This window comes from Pseudomonas sp. NFACC39-1 (assembly GCF_900110355.1).
Lineage (GTDB): Bacteria > Pseudomonadota > Gammaproteobacteria > Pseudomonadales > Pseudomonadaceae > Aquipseudomonas > Aquipseudomonas tehranensis.
This window is the reverse complement of record NZ_FODL01000003.1, coordinates 103084-119058: the sequence shown is the minus strand read 5'-3', so window position 1 is coordinate 119058 and position 15975 is coordinate 103084. Positions and strand designations below refer to the sequence as shown.

16 protein-coding genes are annotated in these 15975 nt (G+C 59.1%); 11 read left to right on the top strand and 5 right to left on the bottom strand.

The window, feature by feature from the left end; all coding sequences use genetic code 11:
• Positions 1 to 30: 30 nt before the first annotated feature.
• The gene (locus BMY45_RS07515; RefSeq protein ID WP_202883606.1) at positions 31 to 615 is read right to left on the bottom strand and encodes an acyl-homoserine-lactone synthase; all 585 of its coding nucleotides are present in this window, start codon (positions 613 to 615) and stop codon (positions 31 to 33) included.
• A gap of 386 nt (positions 616 to 1001) precedes the next feature.
• Between BMY45_RS07515 and BMY45_RS07510 the strand changes: the two genes are divergently transcribed.
• From BMY45_RS07510 to BMY45_RS07500, 3 genes are read left to right on the top strand one after another with little or no spacing between them, the layout of a single operon-like run.
• Complete coding sequence (locus BMY45_RS07510; protein WP_143071616.1) at positions 1002 to 1715, top strand: LuxR family transcriptional regulator; 714 nt, start codon at positions 1002 to 1004, stop codon at positions 1713 to 1715.
• Positions 1716 to 1738: 23 nt separating this feature from the next.
• On the top strand, positions 1739 to 1972 hold the full coding sequence (locus tag BMY45_RS07505; RefSeq protein WP_092396198.1) for a ribbon-helix-helix domain-containing protein: 234 nt from the start codon (positions 1739 to 1741) through the stop codon (positions 1970 to 1972).
• 2 nt (positions 1973 to 1974) lie between these two features.
• Positions 1975 to 2277, top strand: a complete 303-nt coding sequence (locus tag BMY45_RS07500) for a type II toxin-antitoxin system RelE/ParE family toxin (protein ID WP_092396196.1) — start codon at positions 1975 to 1977, stop codon at positions 2275 to 2277.
• 385 nt (positions 2278 to 2662) lie between these two features.
• On the opposite strand, the gene BMY45_RS07495 is transcribed toward BMY45_RS07500, so the two are convergent.
• Genes BMY45_RS07495 through BMY45_RS07480 form a run of 4 tightly spaced genes read right to left on the bottom strand, consistent with a single transcriptional unit; the run spans position 2663 to position 6197 of the window.
• Positions 2663 to 3499: a sugar phosphate isomerase/epimerase family protein gene (locus BMY45_RS07495; RefSeq protein WP_092396194.1), complete on the bottom strand. Its 837-nt coding sequence runs from the start codon at positions 3497 to 3499 to the stop codon at positions 2663 to 2665.
• A gap of 1 nt (position 3500) precedes the next feature.
• Positions 3501 to 4733: an NAD(P)/FAD-dependent oxidoreductase gene (locus tag BMY45_RS07490; protein ID WP_092396192.1), complete on the bottom strand. Its 1233-nt coding sequence runs from the start codon at positions 4731 to 4733 to the stop codon at positions 3501 to 3503.
• 18 nt (positions 4734 to 4751) lie between these two features.
• Complete coding sequence (locus BMY45_RS07485) at positions 4752 to 5072, bottom strand: MocE family 2Fe-2S type ferredoxin (protein ID WP_060742985.1); 321 nt, start codon at positions 5070 to 5072, stop codon at positions 4752 to 4754.
• A 36-nt stretch (positions 5073 to 5108) separates the two neighbouring features.
• Entirely contained in the window at positions 5109 to 6197 is a 1089-nt protein-coding gene (locus BMY45_RS07480; protein WP_092396190.1) for a fatty acid desaturase family protein, read from the bottom strand.
• A gap of 162 nt (positions 6198 to 6359) precedes the next feature.
• Here BMY45_RS07480 and BMY45_RS07475 point away from each other — a divergent pair, with 162 nt between their 5' ends.
• The 8 genes from BMY45_RS07475 (at position 6360) to BMY45_RS07440 (ending at position 15739) form a co-directional block, all read left to right on the top strand.
• Entirely contained in the window at positions 6360 to 7409 is a 1050-nt protein-coding gene (locus BMY45_RS07475; protein WP_092396188.1) for a LacI family DNA-binding transcriptional regulator, read from the top strand.
• 505 nt (positions 7410 to 7914) lie between these two features.
• Positions 7915 to 8652, top strand: a complete 738-nt coding sequence (locus BMY45_RS07470) for a FadR/GntR family transcriptional regulator (RefSeq protein ID WP_092396186.1) — start codon at positions 7915 to 7917, stop codon at positions 8650 to 8652.
• Positions 8649 to 9653 carry an ABC transporter ATP-binding protein gene (locus BMY45_RS07465; RefSeq protein WP_092396184.1) on the top strand — a complete coding sequence of 335 codons (1005 nt, stop codon included), beginning with the start codon at positions 8649 to 8651 and terminating at the stop codon, positions 9651 to 9653. Before BMY45_RS07470 ends, BMY45_RS07465 begins: the two co-directional genes overlap by 4 nt.
• Positions 9650 to 10768, top strand: coding sequence for an ABC transporter ATP-binding protein (locus BMY45_RS07460; protein WP_092396182.1), 1119 nt, complete (start codon positions 9650 to 9652; stop codon positions 10766 to 10768). The genes BMY45_RS07465 and BMY45_RS07460 overlap by 4 nt, the downstream gene beginning before the upstream one ends.
• On the top strand, positions 10765 to 12267 hold the full coding sequence (locus BMY45_RS07455; RefSeq protein WP_092396180.1) for an ABC transporter substrate-binding protein: 1503 nt from the start codon (positions 10765 to 10767) through the stop codon (positions 12265 to 12267). The genes BMY45_RS07460 and BMY45_RS07455 overlap by 4 nt, the downstream gene beginning before the upstream one ends.
• A gap of 34 nt (positions 12268 to 12301) precedes the next feature.
• Positions 12302 to 13249 carry an ABC transporter permease gene (locus BMY45_RS07450; protein WP_092396178.1) on the top strand — a complete coding sequence of 316 codons (948 nt, stop codon included), beginning with the start codon at positions 12302 to 12304 and terminating at the stop codon, positions 13247 to 13249.
• On the top strand, positions 13246 to 14118 hold the full coding sequence (locus tag BMY45_RS07445) for an ABC transporter permease (protein ID WP_092396176.1): 873 nt from the start codon (positions 13246 to 13248) through the stop codon (positions 14116 to 14118). Before BMY45_RS07450 ends, BMY45_RS07445 begins: the two co-directional genes overlap by 4 nt.
• Positions 14119 to 14143: 25 nt before the next feature.
• Entirely contained in the window at positions 14144 to 15739 is a 1596-nt protein-coding gene (locus BMY45_RS07440; RefSeq protein ID WP_177193314.1) for a gamma-glutamyltransferase family protein, read from the top strand.
• The last annotated feature ends 236 nt before the right edge of the window (positions 15740 to 15975 follow it).

Below are 15975 nucleotides of genomic sequence, written 5' to 3'. Positions count from 1 at the left end.
GATTATTCCAACTATGATTCGCTATGATGACTAGGCGGCCAGAGACAAAGCGCTGGTGGTTTCGTCGTCGATTTCGATCCAGAAAGGCACGACACTTTTATTGTCGATAAGCTGTGGCGCCGAAATCCTACGGGTGTTCACGCCCATTCGCTTCAACAGACGCTCGTTGCCCACGGCTGTAAAGGCAATCAGCCGAAACGCGCCTTTCGAACGTGCGACGTCGATGACTTCCTTGACCAATTTCACTGTATTCCGCCAAGCTTGCTCAGCCGTCAGTACTTGCCCTTTCGGCTTGCTGATGGCGAACCGGGAAAGTTCCCATATCTGCGGCGACGACGGCAGCGGATTGCTTCCCATCAAATACGGGAAAACATCCCCCAGCAGATAAGGCCGATGCGTGGGAATCAATCGAGCACAACCGAAAATCTCCTGATTATCATCACAGGCCAGGACATACACTGTGTCGGAACGATCAAAGGCGTCTAATTCAATTCCTTGTTCACAAGGCAAAGGCCAGCCTAACTCTTTAACGAATACCTGATATCTATATTTAGCCAGCGCAGTTTCCATTCCTGGCAAAAGATCGCTAACAGTCCCTGTTACCGCGGTCAGCATAACTACCTCCTGACGAAAGTTATTCCGCCAGTACAACAAACCGGGCTCTTTGTGGGTAGCTGCCCGAATGGGCAGGTCAGGTAAATCAGCGAGTCGCCACAAGGTACTTCTTGGAAATACAGAATTGTATCTACGACAAAATAATAATGCCGTCTCTTGCCAGCTCTTCTAGCACTTTCGTACTAAAAAGTGCGCCATTAGCTCTGACCGCTATTACTCTGTCTAGACGCATCGGCGATGCCTAATGCTTGGAAGCGTCGGGCTGCTGGCCTATCGGCTGAAGAATTGCCAGCGGAAGGCCGCTACCTCTCCCGGCAGCGTTTCAATCCTGTATGATGAGCCCCGCTCTTGTCACGAAAGAGCGCTGACCACGGAAGGTAATATTGGTGATTGATTGGCGTGAAGACTTTATAGCGCTTGTGGCTGACTGTACTTACGAAAACGAGCTATTTAACGAGCTCGTTAAACTTACAACAGACTTAGGCTTCGAGTTTTGCTCTTATGGGTTAAGACTTAGTTCGCCGTTAGCTCCGGCGCAATATTTTCTGCTTTCAAATTACCCGGACGCCTGGGAAAAAAAGTACATTGCCGGCGATTATTTCTCCCAAGACCCCACCGTTGAACATGGCCTGACCCGTTCGATTCCATTGCGCTGGTCTGCGCAGCAGCAAAATCCGGGGCGCGGGTTCTGGGAAGAAGCGCGGCATTACAACCTCAACCATGGCTGGTGCCTTTCTTCGCGGCGCGAACATAACTCGATCGGCCTGCTCTCCGTCTCCCGCTCAAGCGAACGCATTTCAATGCAGGAAATGGAAAGCAAAGAGACCAAGCTGATTTGGCTGACTCATCTGGTACATGAGGCCATGGCGCAGTTTTTCTCCGCAAAAACCATGATCGATACTTACAAGCCACTGACCGCCCGGGAGAAGGAAATCCTCAGGTGGACGGCATCGGGAAAAACCTATGTCGAAATCGGGATCATCCTGAACATCGACATACGAACGGTGAAGTTCCATCTGGTGAATGCGATGCGCAAGTTGCGGGCGTCGAACAAGACTGAAGCGGCGGTCAAGGCGTCGTTATCTGGTTTGTTGTCCTGAGACGCAAATGTTCTGAAGCTCGAATGCAGTCCGGCCGTTATCAGAATACCAGCGAAGTGATGCGCGAAGGTTTGCGACTATTGGAACAGCGCGTCGCCGAAGACACCGCTAAAATTGAGGCCCTGCGTCAGGCGACCTCGATCGGAATCATGGATCTTGAGCACGGGCGCTTTACTCAGTTGAACGAAGGGAATCTGGAGCATTTCCTTGAGGGATTGAGCCAGGAGGCCACCCTCCCCGCGCGTGAGAAACACTGAGCATGCCGCAGTATCGGATTTCCAACGCGGCGCGCGCCGACATTGTCGACATCCTCAGGCTCTCGCAAACGCAGTTCGGTGATCAAGCACGCCAGCGCTACCAGACGCTGATCCTCTGCGTATTACAAGCTATCGCCGACATGCCCTATCGCATTGGCAGCCACGACGGCGAAGAGCTTGCACCGGGCCTTCTCAGCTATCACCTCATCTATTCACGCCAGCAGGCCAAACAAACCTATGGAACGGTCCCACATTCAGTAGAACCAGCAATCATCAAGCTATCGAGCTCAACCGCACAGAATTAGAGGGAGATGCCCCACCAGAAAAACGTCTCAACCTACCTCTCCCACCAGTCAGCTCACTACCAACAGATATCGGGGACCACGGGCGGCTCTTCAGGCTGGTATGTCGGACGCTGGGCCGTATGTACACCGCATCAGTCTCAACGTGTGACTCAGCGCTGCGTTCCAAGTCAGAGTCAACATTGACCAACCCGAAAAAGCCATAAGGCCGCTATCGTTACTGTTTTGTAACTCGCCAATAAAAGGTATCTGTGATCCCTGCCCGGGCAAAACCGCAATACAATTGAGATAAGCATGACAATTGATACACCGCAACAGCGGTATTCCAATCTGGACCTTACCCGTTCTATCCACTGATACAGACCATCACCACCAATCCTGCCTTAGATCAGCGCCCCGCCTGACATTCATCCCAAACACCACGCATCAGTTCCTTCAGCATCAACGCCTCGCCCCAGCGATCCGTTATATCGCGCCCATCACTCCCCGTGATCGCATAAGGTGGCGGGCCAAGCTCGCAGGTGAAGGACAGGCTCGCGGGGGTGTTCGGTCGCGCCAGCCAATCCTTGATTCCGTAACGCCACCAGCCCAGAAACCGGTCCAGCCAGGGGCGATGCTGGGCGAAGGTCATGGGCACCTGGACCTGCTCGCTATTAGCGACCCGCCCGTGAAAACCCCAACTGTGTCGCAGGATGGTGTGAATCTGTTCGTCGTCTTCGGCCGTGGCCGAATCAGGCAATTCGCGGCCCACGACGTAATGGGACAAGTCAGCCAACAACTTGAGGTCGGGCATCTGCACGAGCAAGTCGAGGGTGAACAACAGGTCACTGGTGAGACGATAGCGGTGGGTTTCCAGCAGGATCGGAAAGTCCACCTGCTCGGCCAGACGCTGCCAGCCTTCGATCAGAGTGATCGCTTGTGCCAGCGTGCGCGGCCGGACGTCGGCTTGCAGCGTGAGGTGGTGGCAGCCGTAGCGGGAGGCAACCTCAAGCGCTTGCGCCAAGTCACTCACGGTGCGGGGAAACAGTTGACCTTCGATTTGCAGGCCTTGCGCCTTGGCAGCGGCATGCAGACGTTCGGCCTGTGACGCAATCCAGAAATGGTCGGTGATCCCATCGAAGCCAGCAGCGGCAATCTTCTCCACCTGCGCCTCCAGGGAAAGATCGCATTGACCACGGTGATCTTGCATGGCCCACAGGGACTGAAATACCAGGAACTCACGCATGTCAGAGCCTTAGGAGATGTTTGAGAGGCACATCGGCGTCGGCCAATGCGTCCATAGAGAGCGGGGTCAAGTTGGCAATCAGCCGTTCACACAACTTGATGTCCTTGGCAACGCTGTTGCCCTGCCCCCAACCGCAGGCGCCTTGCAAACGCTGGTCGGTATCCAGGTAGAACAGCAGCAGACCACCGTCTGCCAGGGTGCGAACGGCCGAAGGTGGCGTCGATGAGATCACGCCCACCGTCTGCAAGCCCCAGTCGTACTGATCAGACCAGAAGCCGGGAACCCCCTCGAATGGCAACTCGCCGCCCAACAGATTCAATGCCGCGTGACGGCCCTGGGTCTCGGCATTGCGCCAGGTCTCCTGGCGCTGGAATAACGCGTCGGCGTGCAGGCGAAACTCACACACATCGCCGGCGGCAAAGATGTCTGGCGCGCTGGTGCGCAACTGGGCATCGACTCGAATTCCCTGGCCCACCTCAAGCCCCGCCGCCGCGGCCAATTCGATGTTGGGTTGCATGCCGATACCGACCACCACCCAGTCACAGGGCAGCACCTGGCCGTCCACCAGTTGCACCGCCTCAGCGCGTTCGATGCCTTGTACCCTTTCAAGCGCTACGTTCAGCCGCACGTCAACGCCCTGTTGCCGATGCAATTCCAACAAGGCCTGGGACACAGCTTCTGGCAATACTCGCCCGGCCAGTCGTGGCCCGGCTTCCAGCAACGTCACCTGACAGCCTAAGGTCCGGGCCGTTGCCGCGACTTCGAGGCCGATAAAGCCACCGCCGATGATCACCAGGCGCGTGCTGGGCATCAATGCGCTGCGCAGGGCCAGGGCTTCGTCATGGGTACGCAGGTAAAGCACGTTGGCCAGAGGTTCAGGCACCAGGGACAAGCGACGCGCTCTGCCCCCGGTCGCCAACAGTAATCGGCTGTAGGGCAACCAAAGTCCGTCGGTCAATTGCAGGCGGTGGTGCTGCGGATCCAGGCTTTTTACCGGATTGCCCGCCAGGTGTTCGATGTTCAGTTCAGTGAGCCGGCTATCCCTCCACAGGCTGCAATCGTCCAGGTCCATCGTGCCCTGCAGCAAGCCCTTGGACAGCGGAGGACGCTCGTACGGCAAATGGAGTTCATCGCCGATCAGGATCAGCCGACCGGTATAACCCTGCTCGCGCAAGGTCAGCGCCGCGCGGCCACCGGCATGGCCGGCGCCGACGATAATCAGTGGAGCATTCATGGCGTGCACTCCTGGCGGTCAAACCGAAATGGCGAGCAGAACCCGCCCCGCATCGACCCGTACCGGATAGGTCTTGAGATTGACGCACACTGGCGCTCCCAAGGCTTTGCCGGTGCGATAGTCAAAGCGCCCGTTGTGCTTGGGGCACTCGATGACGTGGTCCATCACCAGGCCGTCAGCCAGGTGGATCGACTCGTGAGTACACAGGCCAGCAGTGGCAAAAAACTCGTTGTCAGCAGAGCGGTAGATGGCATAGGTGTGCGGACCGTGGTCGAAGCGAATGACGTCTTCTTCATTGATTTCGCCCACGGCGCATACATCGATCCATTGATCGTTCATGGCGTTTTCTCTTGTTCGGGATACAGCCGGAAGGTGTCAGCCCAGGGTGGCTTCAGCCTGTGGATGAGCGTCGGCGGCAGGCCTTGAGCTACCGACGGGGCGTCGCACGAAATACGTCGGGTCCTTGCGCTGCTTCAAGAGGGTCGGAATGATTTCCTTGAAGGCCTCACCTATGTTGGCGTAAGGCGGCGGGCAGTCGTGGCGGATCTCTTCATGGAGTTGCGCCAGGGCGTGATACGGCACCATCGGGTACATGTGGTGCTCAAGGTGATAATTCATGTTCATGTACAGAAAGCGCAGTACCCGGTTCATATAGATGGTGCGGCAGTTGCTACGGTGGTCCAGCACATCTTCCGCCAAGCCTACATGTTGGGTGAGGCCAAACAGGTAGGACAACCAGCCGCCATACAGGATGGGCAGGCCGATATACATCAGCGGCAACCAGCTGTGCAGGTAAAGCGCCGCGCCAAAGACAACGGCATAAATCACGAGCCAGATACGGGCAGCCAGAAACACCTTGGGCCACTCGGACTCAGGGATGAACGTCTGTTCCTGGGCATCCATTTTGCCAACCGCGTGCCGACACACGCCCCCCATCGTCTTCAGCAGCAACGGGATCTGGAACAGGCTCAGCAGCATCATGAACAAGCTCGGTGGACGCGGTTCGACGATTTCCGGATCGCGGCCGACGACGATGGTGTCGGTATGGTGCCGGGCATGGCTCCAGCGCCACACATGGGGCTCGAACATGCACATGAAGCTCGCCACCTGGTAGAGCGCATCATTCATCCAGCGGGTCTTGAAGGCGGTGCCGTGACCGGTTTCATGCCAGCGCGGGTTGGAGGCGGTGGCGTACAAAACCCCATACGCAAGGAAAAATGGCACACAAGCCCAAGTGCCCCAGAACCAGTAGCCGCCGAAGCCGGTGATCACCAGGGTCAGCAGCCAGATGGCGGTGTCGAGCAAGGCCGGGCCGTCGCGGCGCTGCATCAGTTGCTTCATGCGTTGACGGGAAATGGGCGACTGGTACCAACTGGCCGATACAAGACCTTTTTCGGCCGCGCGGGCGGCTTCAGGGCCGGTCAGGCGATAGTCCCGGGGAGAGGCTGTGTTGTCTTGAGACATTGTTATTGTTCTCCGCAAGCGTGAGATGTCAGGTGCTTTGCGTAAGAAAATATAGAGAGCGTGGAAGGCCCCCTCAAGATCTTGAATACATTCCCTATCAAGCTATCATCCAGCTCCTACAGGGCTTGATAGTTTTCTATCAAGACGCTTTGAAGGTTCATCATGAATAACAATAAACGCCCCACCATCGCCACGGTCGCCAAACACGCAGGCTTAAGTGTCGCCACCGTCGACCGCGTGCTCAACGCTCGCGCCCCGGTTAATCCAGCCACTGCCGAACAGGTGCTTCAGGCCGCAGAAGCCGTGGGCTATTTTGCCGCCCGGCTGATCGGCCAACGCATTCTCGAACGTCGCCCCACGTACCGTTTCGGCATCCTGCTGCTGGGCACCGCCCAGGCGTTCTACGCCAACCTGGCCCAAGCCATCACCGAGGCCGCGCAACGCCAGGTCGGGGCCAACCTGACCTGCCAATTCGAATACGTTTTTGATCGCACCCCCAGCGCCATCATCGCCCAGATCGAACAGTTGGCGGTGCAGTGCGACGGCCTGGCGGTGGTCAGCTTCGCTCACCCGCAGATCAACGCCGCCCTTGCCCAGATTCGCGAGGCCGGCGTGCCCGTGGTGGCACTGCTGTCGGGCATTCATGAGGCGGCGACCGAGCCCTATGTCGGCCAAGACAATCAGGTAGTCGGGCGCACGATGGGGTGGCTGCTGGCCCGCACCTGTGGCGCGCGCAAAGGCAGCATCGGCATTCTGCTCGGAGGACATCGCTTTCTTGGCCACCAGGCGCGGGTCGAAGGCTTGTACAGTTACTTGGCCGAACACGCACCTGGGCTGCGCCCGCTGGAGCCGCTGATCAATCTGGACAACTGCGACATCACCGAAGAAGCAACCCTCGACCTGCTGGTTCGGCATGACGATTTGCGCGGGCTATGCGTGGTAGGCGGCGGTGGCGACGGGATTATCAACGCGTTGGCGCAACTGCCCAAGCGCCCGACGCTGTGCTGCATTTTGCAGGAGTCCACCGAGCTGTCACGCCAAGCCCTGGCCCAGGGTTTGGTCGACGTGGTGATCGACTCTCAGCCGCGCCAGACTGCAACGGCGCTGGTGGATCTACTGGTGGAATTGCAGACTGCGCAGCAGTTCGATCCTGTGCGTCACCGGGTGCATATTCCGCTGCAGATTGTGACATCGGAGAATTCCCAAAGCTGATGGGCTGGCGGCACAACCTTAATGGTTGCAGGCACGCTCATTGTGCTCGGGCAGGTCCAGCAACGTGTTGATACAGGCCCCCCGATGATCACGACCTCAGCCTCGATATCGCCTTCAAGGTCCCGATAGTGCAGGTCGTATTTACGAGTTTTGGTTGGCATACATGCACCTCTTCAGCATGTTATGCCCGAACACAAAATTTCCCAGATCAATACCAAGCACCACCCCGGCGCACTACGCACGAATCGATGCACAATCTGCATAAGCAGCGGAAATTGGTCCAATTATCCGCGAACCAATCCTCTTTAATCCCCTGAACCAACCCGACGAACCCTGACTTATTGGCCCCCGCCGCCGCCGCTCCTGAGTAATGGCTAAGCACATAGCGCTAATCCTGAGGTGAACCAATTTCAATTGGCATCGCGCTTGCACTTACCCTTTTGCCTCGATCTCCTGCCTACAGTCAGCTCGGAGCCTTTTTTTATACTCTGGCGCGAGCACCACGATGCAAAGGTTCGACCCTGATACACCCATCGACAACACTTCGAAACTAGCGCTGGATGCCTTGCGGCAGATGGTCGCGCAACATGCTGCCTTCCCGCACCGGCCATTGCCGACCGAGCGAGACCTGGCCGCCGATTTTGGCCTCAGTCGCCGGGCCATCCGGCGAGCGCTGTCGGTGCTGGAAGCCGAAGGGCAGATCTGGCGGCGTCAGGGCAAAGGAACCTTCGTCGGCCCTACTCCACCCAGTGCAGCCATGAGCTTTGCCCGGTTGTCCGGGCGGACTAACTTCAGCGAGGTTATGGAAGCGCGCCTGCATCTGGAGCCGGCACTGGCGTCCCTGGCGGCGGTTCGAGCCAACGGCGACCAGATAGCAATTTTGCGCCGCCTCGCCGAACGCACCAGACACCAACAGGCCGCCGAGCCTGCCGATGCCGAGGGCATTGAGCTGTGGGACAGCGCCCTGCATCGCGGGATCGCCGAGGCCGCAGGTAACCGCCTGATGCTGGATATCTTTGAAATGCTCGATGCAATCCGGCTCGACCCGGTCTGGCGTGACCTGCGTCAGCGGGCTCGCAACGCCGACCGCCTCGACACCTACAGCCACGACCACAACGACATTGTCGACGCTATCGAAAACCGTGATCCGATCAAGGCCGCCACGGCCATGCGTGGCCATTTGCGCGCGCTGCAACAGGCGCTGGACAACGTCATCAATCAAGATCTGGAGGCAAGTTTATGAGCACCACAACTCAGGCCACCGACACGGTATTGAGTGTCAGCAACTTGACCGTGTGCTTTGCAGGCGCACCCGCCAATGTCGTGGACGGCGTCTCGTTCTCGGTCCAGCGCGGCAAGACCCTGGCCATCGTCGGAGAGTCCGGATGTGGTAAAAGCGTTACGTCCATGGCGCTGATGGGCTTGCTGCCCGACACCGCCAAGATCGCCGCCCGTACGTCCGCCCTGCTCGATGAAGCCTTGCTGGGCATGCCCGACGAGCGCTTGCTGGATGTGCGCGGCAACCGCATGGCGATGATTTTCCAGGAGCCCATGACCTCCTTGAATCCGGTCTTCACCATTGGCGAGCAGATCGCCGAAAGCGTGATCCGCCATCAGGGTCTGTCGGCCAAGGACGCCCGTCAGCGCGCCCTGCAAATGCTCGAAAAGGTCCGCGTGCCTGACGCCGCGCAACGCCTGGACGCCTACCCCCATGAACTGTCCGGCGGCATGCGGCAGCGGGCAATGATTGCCATGGCCCTGGCCAACGATCCGGCGCTGATCATTGCCGACGAACCCACCACCGCTCTGGACGTAACCATTCAGGCGCAGATCCTGTTGCTGATTGCCAATCTGCAGGCTGAAACCGGCACGGCCATGATCCTGATCACCCATGATCTGGGCGTGGTCGCCGAAGTCGCTGACGACGTGATGGTGATGTACGCCGGACGAGTGGTGGAAAGCGGCCCGGTAAAAACCCTGTTCGATGACCCGCAGCACCCGTACACCATCGGCCTGATGGGTTCGATGCCATCGATTGGCCCGCGTGAAGGTCGTCTGGCAACCATCAATGGTCGCGTCCCTACGCCTGCGCAAATGCCCACCGGTTGCCGATTCGCCGGGCGCTGCCCTTTTGTGATTCAGGCATGTCGCGAGGCGCGCCCGCCGCTGCTTGAACTCTCCCCCGGACATTTCGCCGCGTGCATTCGTGCGCCACTGGAACAGCATACGGGAGCCAGCGCGTGAGCCTTTCTGAACGCCAAATAATTGAGCGTGCAAGCCCTGAGATCATTCTCGAAAGCATCGACCTGAGCAAACACTTCGGGGTAGAAAGCGGCTTGTTCCAGCGCAAGAAGCCACCGGTGCAAGCGGTCAATCAGGTCAATCTGTCGGTGCGCAAAGGGGAGACCCTGGCGCTGGTGGGCGAGTCCGGCTCGGGCAAATCAACCCTCGGCCGCCTGCTGCTCAACCTGCTCAAACCTACGGCGGGCGACGTCATTTATGAAGGCCGTAACCTGGGCAATCTGACCCCGGAAAAGCTGCGCCGGGTGCGGCGTGATTTGCAGATCATCTTTCAGGATCCGTTTGCCTCGCTCAATCCGCGCATGACTGTGGAATCCATCGTCGGTGAGCCTATCTGGCTGCACAGCGATGCCAGCCGCAGCGACCGCCAGGCCAAAGTCGCCGAGTTGCTACGCACCGTGGGCCTGGCGCCCGAGCACGGCGGCCGCCACCCTCACGAGTTCTCCGGTGGCCAGCGTCAGCGCATCGGCATTGCGAGGGCCCTGGCGTCTGACCCGCGTTTGATTCTGGGTGACGAACCCGTGTCCGCGCTGGACGTTTCGGTGCAGGCGCAAGTCGTCAACCTGCTGGAAGACCTCAAGCATCAATTCGGTCTGACCCTGGTGATTGTCGCCCACGGCCTGGCCGTGATCCGCCACATGAGCGACCGGGTAGCCGTGATGTACCTGGGGGAAATCGTCGAACTGGCGCCGGTCAACGGCCTGTTTGAAACCCCTCTGCACCCTTACACCCAGGCGCTTATGGCCGCCGTGCCGGTCAGCCACCCGGACCTGCGCCGGCCGCGCCCATTGCTGGGCGGCGACATGCCGAGCCCGAGTCGCCCGCCATCGGGTTGCCGCTTCCATACCCGCTGCCCGCACGCCCGGGCGCTGTGCAAAGAAGTGGTGCCGGTGATGGAAACCGTCGAGGCCGAGCGTCAGGTGGCGTGCCACTTCTGGCGTGAAATCGCCAATGCCGGTGCAGGCACCCTGATTTTGCCGACACCCAGCGCTGCCTACACCCAGCGCCTGAATCTGTTCAAGAACCATCAATCCCTTGCAGTGGAGAGCCAGCCATGAAAATTGCACGCGTCATGACAGGAACCTTGTTATTGCTGGCCGCCAACGCCGCCTTTGCCGAATCCACCCTGCGCATCGGCATTCAGGACGATCCTGATGGGCTCGACCCGCATCGTTCGCGTACCTATTCGGGCCGTCTGGTCTATACCGCACTGTGCGACAAGCTGGTGGATGTGAACCCGGACCTGACCTACGCCCCACAACTGGCCACTGCCTGGAACTGGAGCGAAGGCGGCAAGACCCTGACCATGACTCTGCGCGAAGGCGTGACTTACCACGACGGCGAAGCGTTCGATGCTGCCTCGGTGAAGTTCAACCTGGACCGCGCTCGCACCCTGCCCGACTCCCTGCGCAAGAGCGAGCTGGCCTCGGTGGACAGCGTTGAAGTGATCGACGCCAAAACCGTTGCCATCAAACTCAAGCAAGCGGACGCCACCCTGGTCTCCCAACTCTCGGACCGCGCCGGAATGATGCTTGCGCCGAAGGCCGCCCAGGGTGAGTTCGCCTCCAAACCGGTGTGCTCCGGCCCTTACAAATTCGTCCAGCGCGTGCAGCAGGATCGCATTGTGCTGGAGCGCTTCGACAACTACTGGAACAAGCAGGCTTATCACTTCGACAAGGTGATTTTCCTGCCGATTCCGGACACCTCGGTGCGTCTGGCCAACCTGCGTTCCGGCGACCTGGACATCATCGAACGGGTTGCCCCCACCGACGTGAAAACCGCCAAGGCGGACAGCAAGCTGGCGGTCTATAACACGCCAGGGCTTGGCTACATGCAGCTGATGTTCAACATTAACAACGGCGAAAAGGCCAACTCACCGATGGGCAAAGACAAGCGCGTGCGCAAGGCATTCGAGCTGTCCATCGACCGTGATGCGATCAACCAGGTGGTGTTCGAAGGCCTGTATGCGCCGAGCGCCCAGCCGTTTCCGAAAAACAGCCCGTACTACGACAAGGATCTGCCGATCCCGACCCGCGATGTGGAAAAGAGCAAGGCCTTGCTGGCCGAAGCAGGCGTGAAGCTGCCACTGGCAGTGGACCTGAAAGTCGCCAACAACCCTATCGCACAACAGGTCGGGCAGATCATTCAGGCGATGGCTGAAGAAGCGGGTTTCAAGGTCAATCTGATTGCCACTGAATACGCCACCATGCTGAGCGAACAGCAAAGCGGCAACTTCCAGATCGGCATGAGCGCCTGGTCGGGCCGTCCTGATCCGGATGGCGACATTCACCAGTTCGTGACCTGCAAGGGCGGCCAGAACGACGGCAAATACTGCAACGCCAAACTCGACGAGCTGTTGAACAAGGCCCGCACTGTCAACGATGTTGCCCAGCGCCAGGCCCTGTACAACGAAGCCCTGCGTTTGCTGGCTGACGAAGTGCCGACCGCGTACCTGTATTTCGATCCGCGAATCATGGCCATGCGTAACAACGTGACTGGTTTCGTGCCAAACCCGGATGGCCTGATTCGTCTGAACAACGTCGCGTTCAAGCCATGACTGTGAATGATCGCCGCAAAAACGAGGGGCCGGTATGCTGATGTTTATCCTGCGACGCCTGCTTAGTGCGATCCCGACACTGATCCTGGTTTCGCTCTTCGTCTTCACCCTGCAGAAACTGTTGCCGGGCGACCCGGTACTGGCCATGGCTGGTGAAGAGCGCGATCCGGCGGTGATGGAATATCTGCGCGACAAGTATCGACTCAACGACCCGATCCCCGTGCAGTACCTGAACTGGTTCGGCAATGTGCTGACCGGCGACTTCGGTACTTCGCTGCGCACCGAACAACCGGTGACCACGCTGTTGGCGTCCAAGTTGCCGGTGACCCTGGAGCTGGCAGTGCTGGCCTTGTTAATCGCACTGCTGATCGGCATTCCCACTGGAATTATCTCGGCCGTACGCAAAGGCACCGTCGTGGATTACGGGGCCAATGTCATCGCGCTGTCGGGGATCTCGATTCCGCACTTCTGGCTGGGGATCCTGCTGATCATGGTCTTCGCCGTGAAACTGCAATGGCTGCCGGCCTCGGGTTTCGTGCCCATGGGCGAGGACTTCGGGCAAAACCTGAAGACCTTGATCCTGCCGGCCTTCGTGCTCGGTGCAGGGTTGTCGGGGATTCTCATGCGCCATACCCGCAGCGCCATGCTTGAAGTGTTGCGCACCGACTACGTGCGCACCGCCCGGGCCAAGGGCCTGCGCCCGCGCACGGTGGTCCTCAAGCATGCCCTGCGCAATGCATTGATGCCTATTGTGACCCTGACAACCCTGCTGTTCGGTGAACTGCTCGGCGGCGCGGTGCTGACCGAGCAAGTCTTCAGCATACCTGGCTTCGGCAAGATGATTGTCGACGCCGTGTTCAATCGTGATTACGCCGTGGTGCAAGGCGTGGTGCTGTGCATCGCAATTGGCTTCCTGCTGCTAAACCTGCTCGCCGATGTGCTGTACCGGATGATTAATCCGCGTCTGAGGACTGCTTCATGACCGCTATTTTCAGCCTCCCTCATAGCGCGATCGCCCCCCGCAGCCGCTCGCCGTTCGTGAAGAAATTCCTCGCCAACAAAGGCGCGGTACTCGGCGCGGCGGTGTTGCTGCTGTTTATCCTGGCGGCCTTGCTGGCGCCCTGGATTGCGCCCCATGACCCACTGAAAGCCAACTTTCTCGCGGTCCGCAAGGCACCATCGCTGATCTACTGGATGGGCACTGACGAACTGGGTCGCGATCTGTTTTCCCGTCTGCTCTGGGGCGCACGCAGTTCGTTGCTGGCCGGTGGTGTTTCGGTGGTCATCGCCATGGCCATCGGTGTGCCTTTGGGCCTGTTGGGCGGCTATTTCGGCGGCAAACTCGAAGCGGTGATATCCCGTGTCATGGAAGCGCTGTTGTCCTGCCCGTTTCTGGTATTGGCGATTGCGCTGGGCGCCTTCCTCGGCCCGAGCCTGACCAACGCAATGATCGCTATCGGCCTGTCAGCCATGCCGATCTTTGCCCGACTGACCCGTGGTCAGGTGCTGACCATCAAACACGAAGATTACCTGGAAGGTGCTCGTGCCATTGGCTTGCCGGATCGCTGGATCATCCTGCGCTACGTGCTGCCCAACGTGATGTCGCCATTGGTTGTGCAAGCCACCCTGACCATCGCCTCGGCGATTCTGGCTGAAGCCAGTCTGTCGTTCCTCGGTCTGGGCCAGCAACCGCCCTCGCCTTCCTGGGGATCGATGCTCAACACCGCGAAAAACTTTATGGAGCAGGCACCCTGGATGTCGATTGCGCCTGGCGTGGCGATCTACATCACGGTCCTGTGTTTCAACCTGCTGGGGGATGGTTTGCGTGATGCGCTGGACCCCAAGGGCTAACTTTTTCTGCCAAAGAGAAACGCTAATGTTTGATGATCTGGATTACAGCCAACCCTACGCTTCGGCACGCTCGCCAGTGATGGGCAGTAACATGGTCGCCTGCTCCCAGCCATTGGCCGCCCAGGCCGGGCTGGACATGCTGCGCAAAGGCGGCAACGCCGTCGACGCGGCCATCGCAGCCGCCATGGTCCTGACCGTGGTCGAGCCCACCGGTTGCGGGATCGGCAGCGACGCTTTCGCTATCGTCTGGGACGGCAGCAAGTTGCAGGGCCTGAATGCTTCCGGTCGCGCACCGCAAGCCTGGACCCCTGAGTTTTTCGCCGGGCAGAGCAAAATGCCCCAGCGCGGCTGGCCAGCGGTGACGGTGCCGGGCGCGGTTTCGGCCTGGGTCGAGCTGTCCGAGCGTTACGGAAAACTGCCTTTCGCCACCCTGGCTGAACCGGCCATCGGCTATGCTCGGGATGGCTACCAAGTCACCCCGATCATAGCCCAGCTGTGGAAGCTCGGCGCTGAACTGCTCAAGGATCAGCCGGGTTTTGCCGAGTGCTTCCTGCCCGACGGCCAAGCACCACAGGCCGGGGAGAAAATCCGGCTCAAGGATCACGCCCGCACGCTGGAGCTGATCGCCCAAACCAAAGGCGAAGCGTTCTATCGCGGCGAACTGGCCCAAGCCATCATCGCCCATGCCAACGCCAATGGCAGCGTCATGAGCCTCGACGATCTGGCGACCCACACTGTGGACTGGATCGACACCCTTTCGGTGCCCTACGCCGGCGCCGTGGTTCATGAATTGCCACCTAATGGCCAGGGCATCGCTACCTTGTCCGGCCTGACTATGCTCGAAGCATTGGGCGTCGGCGAGCATCCAGTGGACAGCCTGGAAACCGTACACCCAGTGTTGGAAGCCATGAAGCTGGCCCTTGCCGACCTGAACGAACACGTGGCGGATAACGACCACATGCGCGTGCCTTCCGAGCATCTGCTGGACAAAACCTACCTGATGGAGCGCGCCGGTCTCGTCACCAACAAGGCCGCCAATCCGGGGCATGGTTCGCCTAAACCGGGCGGTACCGTTTACCTGTCGGCGGCAGATGAAAGCGGCATGATGATCTCGTTCATCCAGTCCAATTATATGGGCTTCGGCTCAGGTGTCGTGGTGCCTGGCACCGGCATCAGCCTGCAAAACCGTGGCGCGGCCTTCTCCTTGGATCCGCAGCACGTCAACTACGTTACACCGCGCAAACGTCCGTTCCACACCATCATCCCCGGCTTTGTGATGAACGCCGACGGCACGCCGTTGATGTCCTTCGGCCTGATGGGCGGCCCGATGCAGGCACAGGGTCACTTGCAGATGATGATGCGCATCCTGCGCTACAAACAGAACCCACAAGCCGCCGCAAACGCACCGCGCTGGAGGCTCGAATCTGGCCTGAAAGTCGCAGTGGAACGTGCATTCGACCCACAGGTGGTCGAAGCCTTACGTGCCAAAGGCCACGACATAGACGTAGAAGAACCTAACGGCGTATTCGCCTTTGGCGGCGCGCAGATTATCCAGCGCACCACTCATGGTTATGTGGGTGGCACTGATCCCCGGAAGGATGGTCTGGTAGCCGCGTACTGAAAGTCCGAAGATCCTACGCGTAACTTAGTTGCGCGTAGGATTATTCTCTTAAAACCGCTAACTCTCATCCCACCGCAAGCTATTGCCAACATGCTTTCTCGCCTGGGACTCAGAACTGTGGCGAGCTTGCATTGGGTCTTGCAGCTAACCCTTCTAAGGCAAAAAAAAAGCTACTCATCTGAGTGGCTTTTTTCTGAATCTTGGAGCGGGAAACGAGACTCGCATCTAGCGTCCTA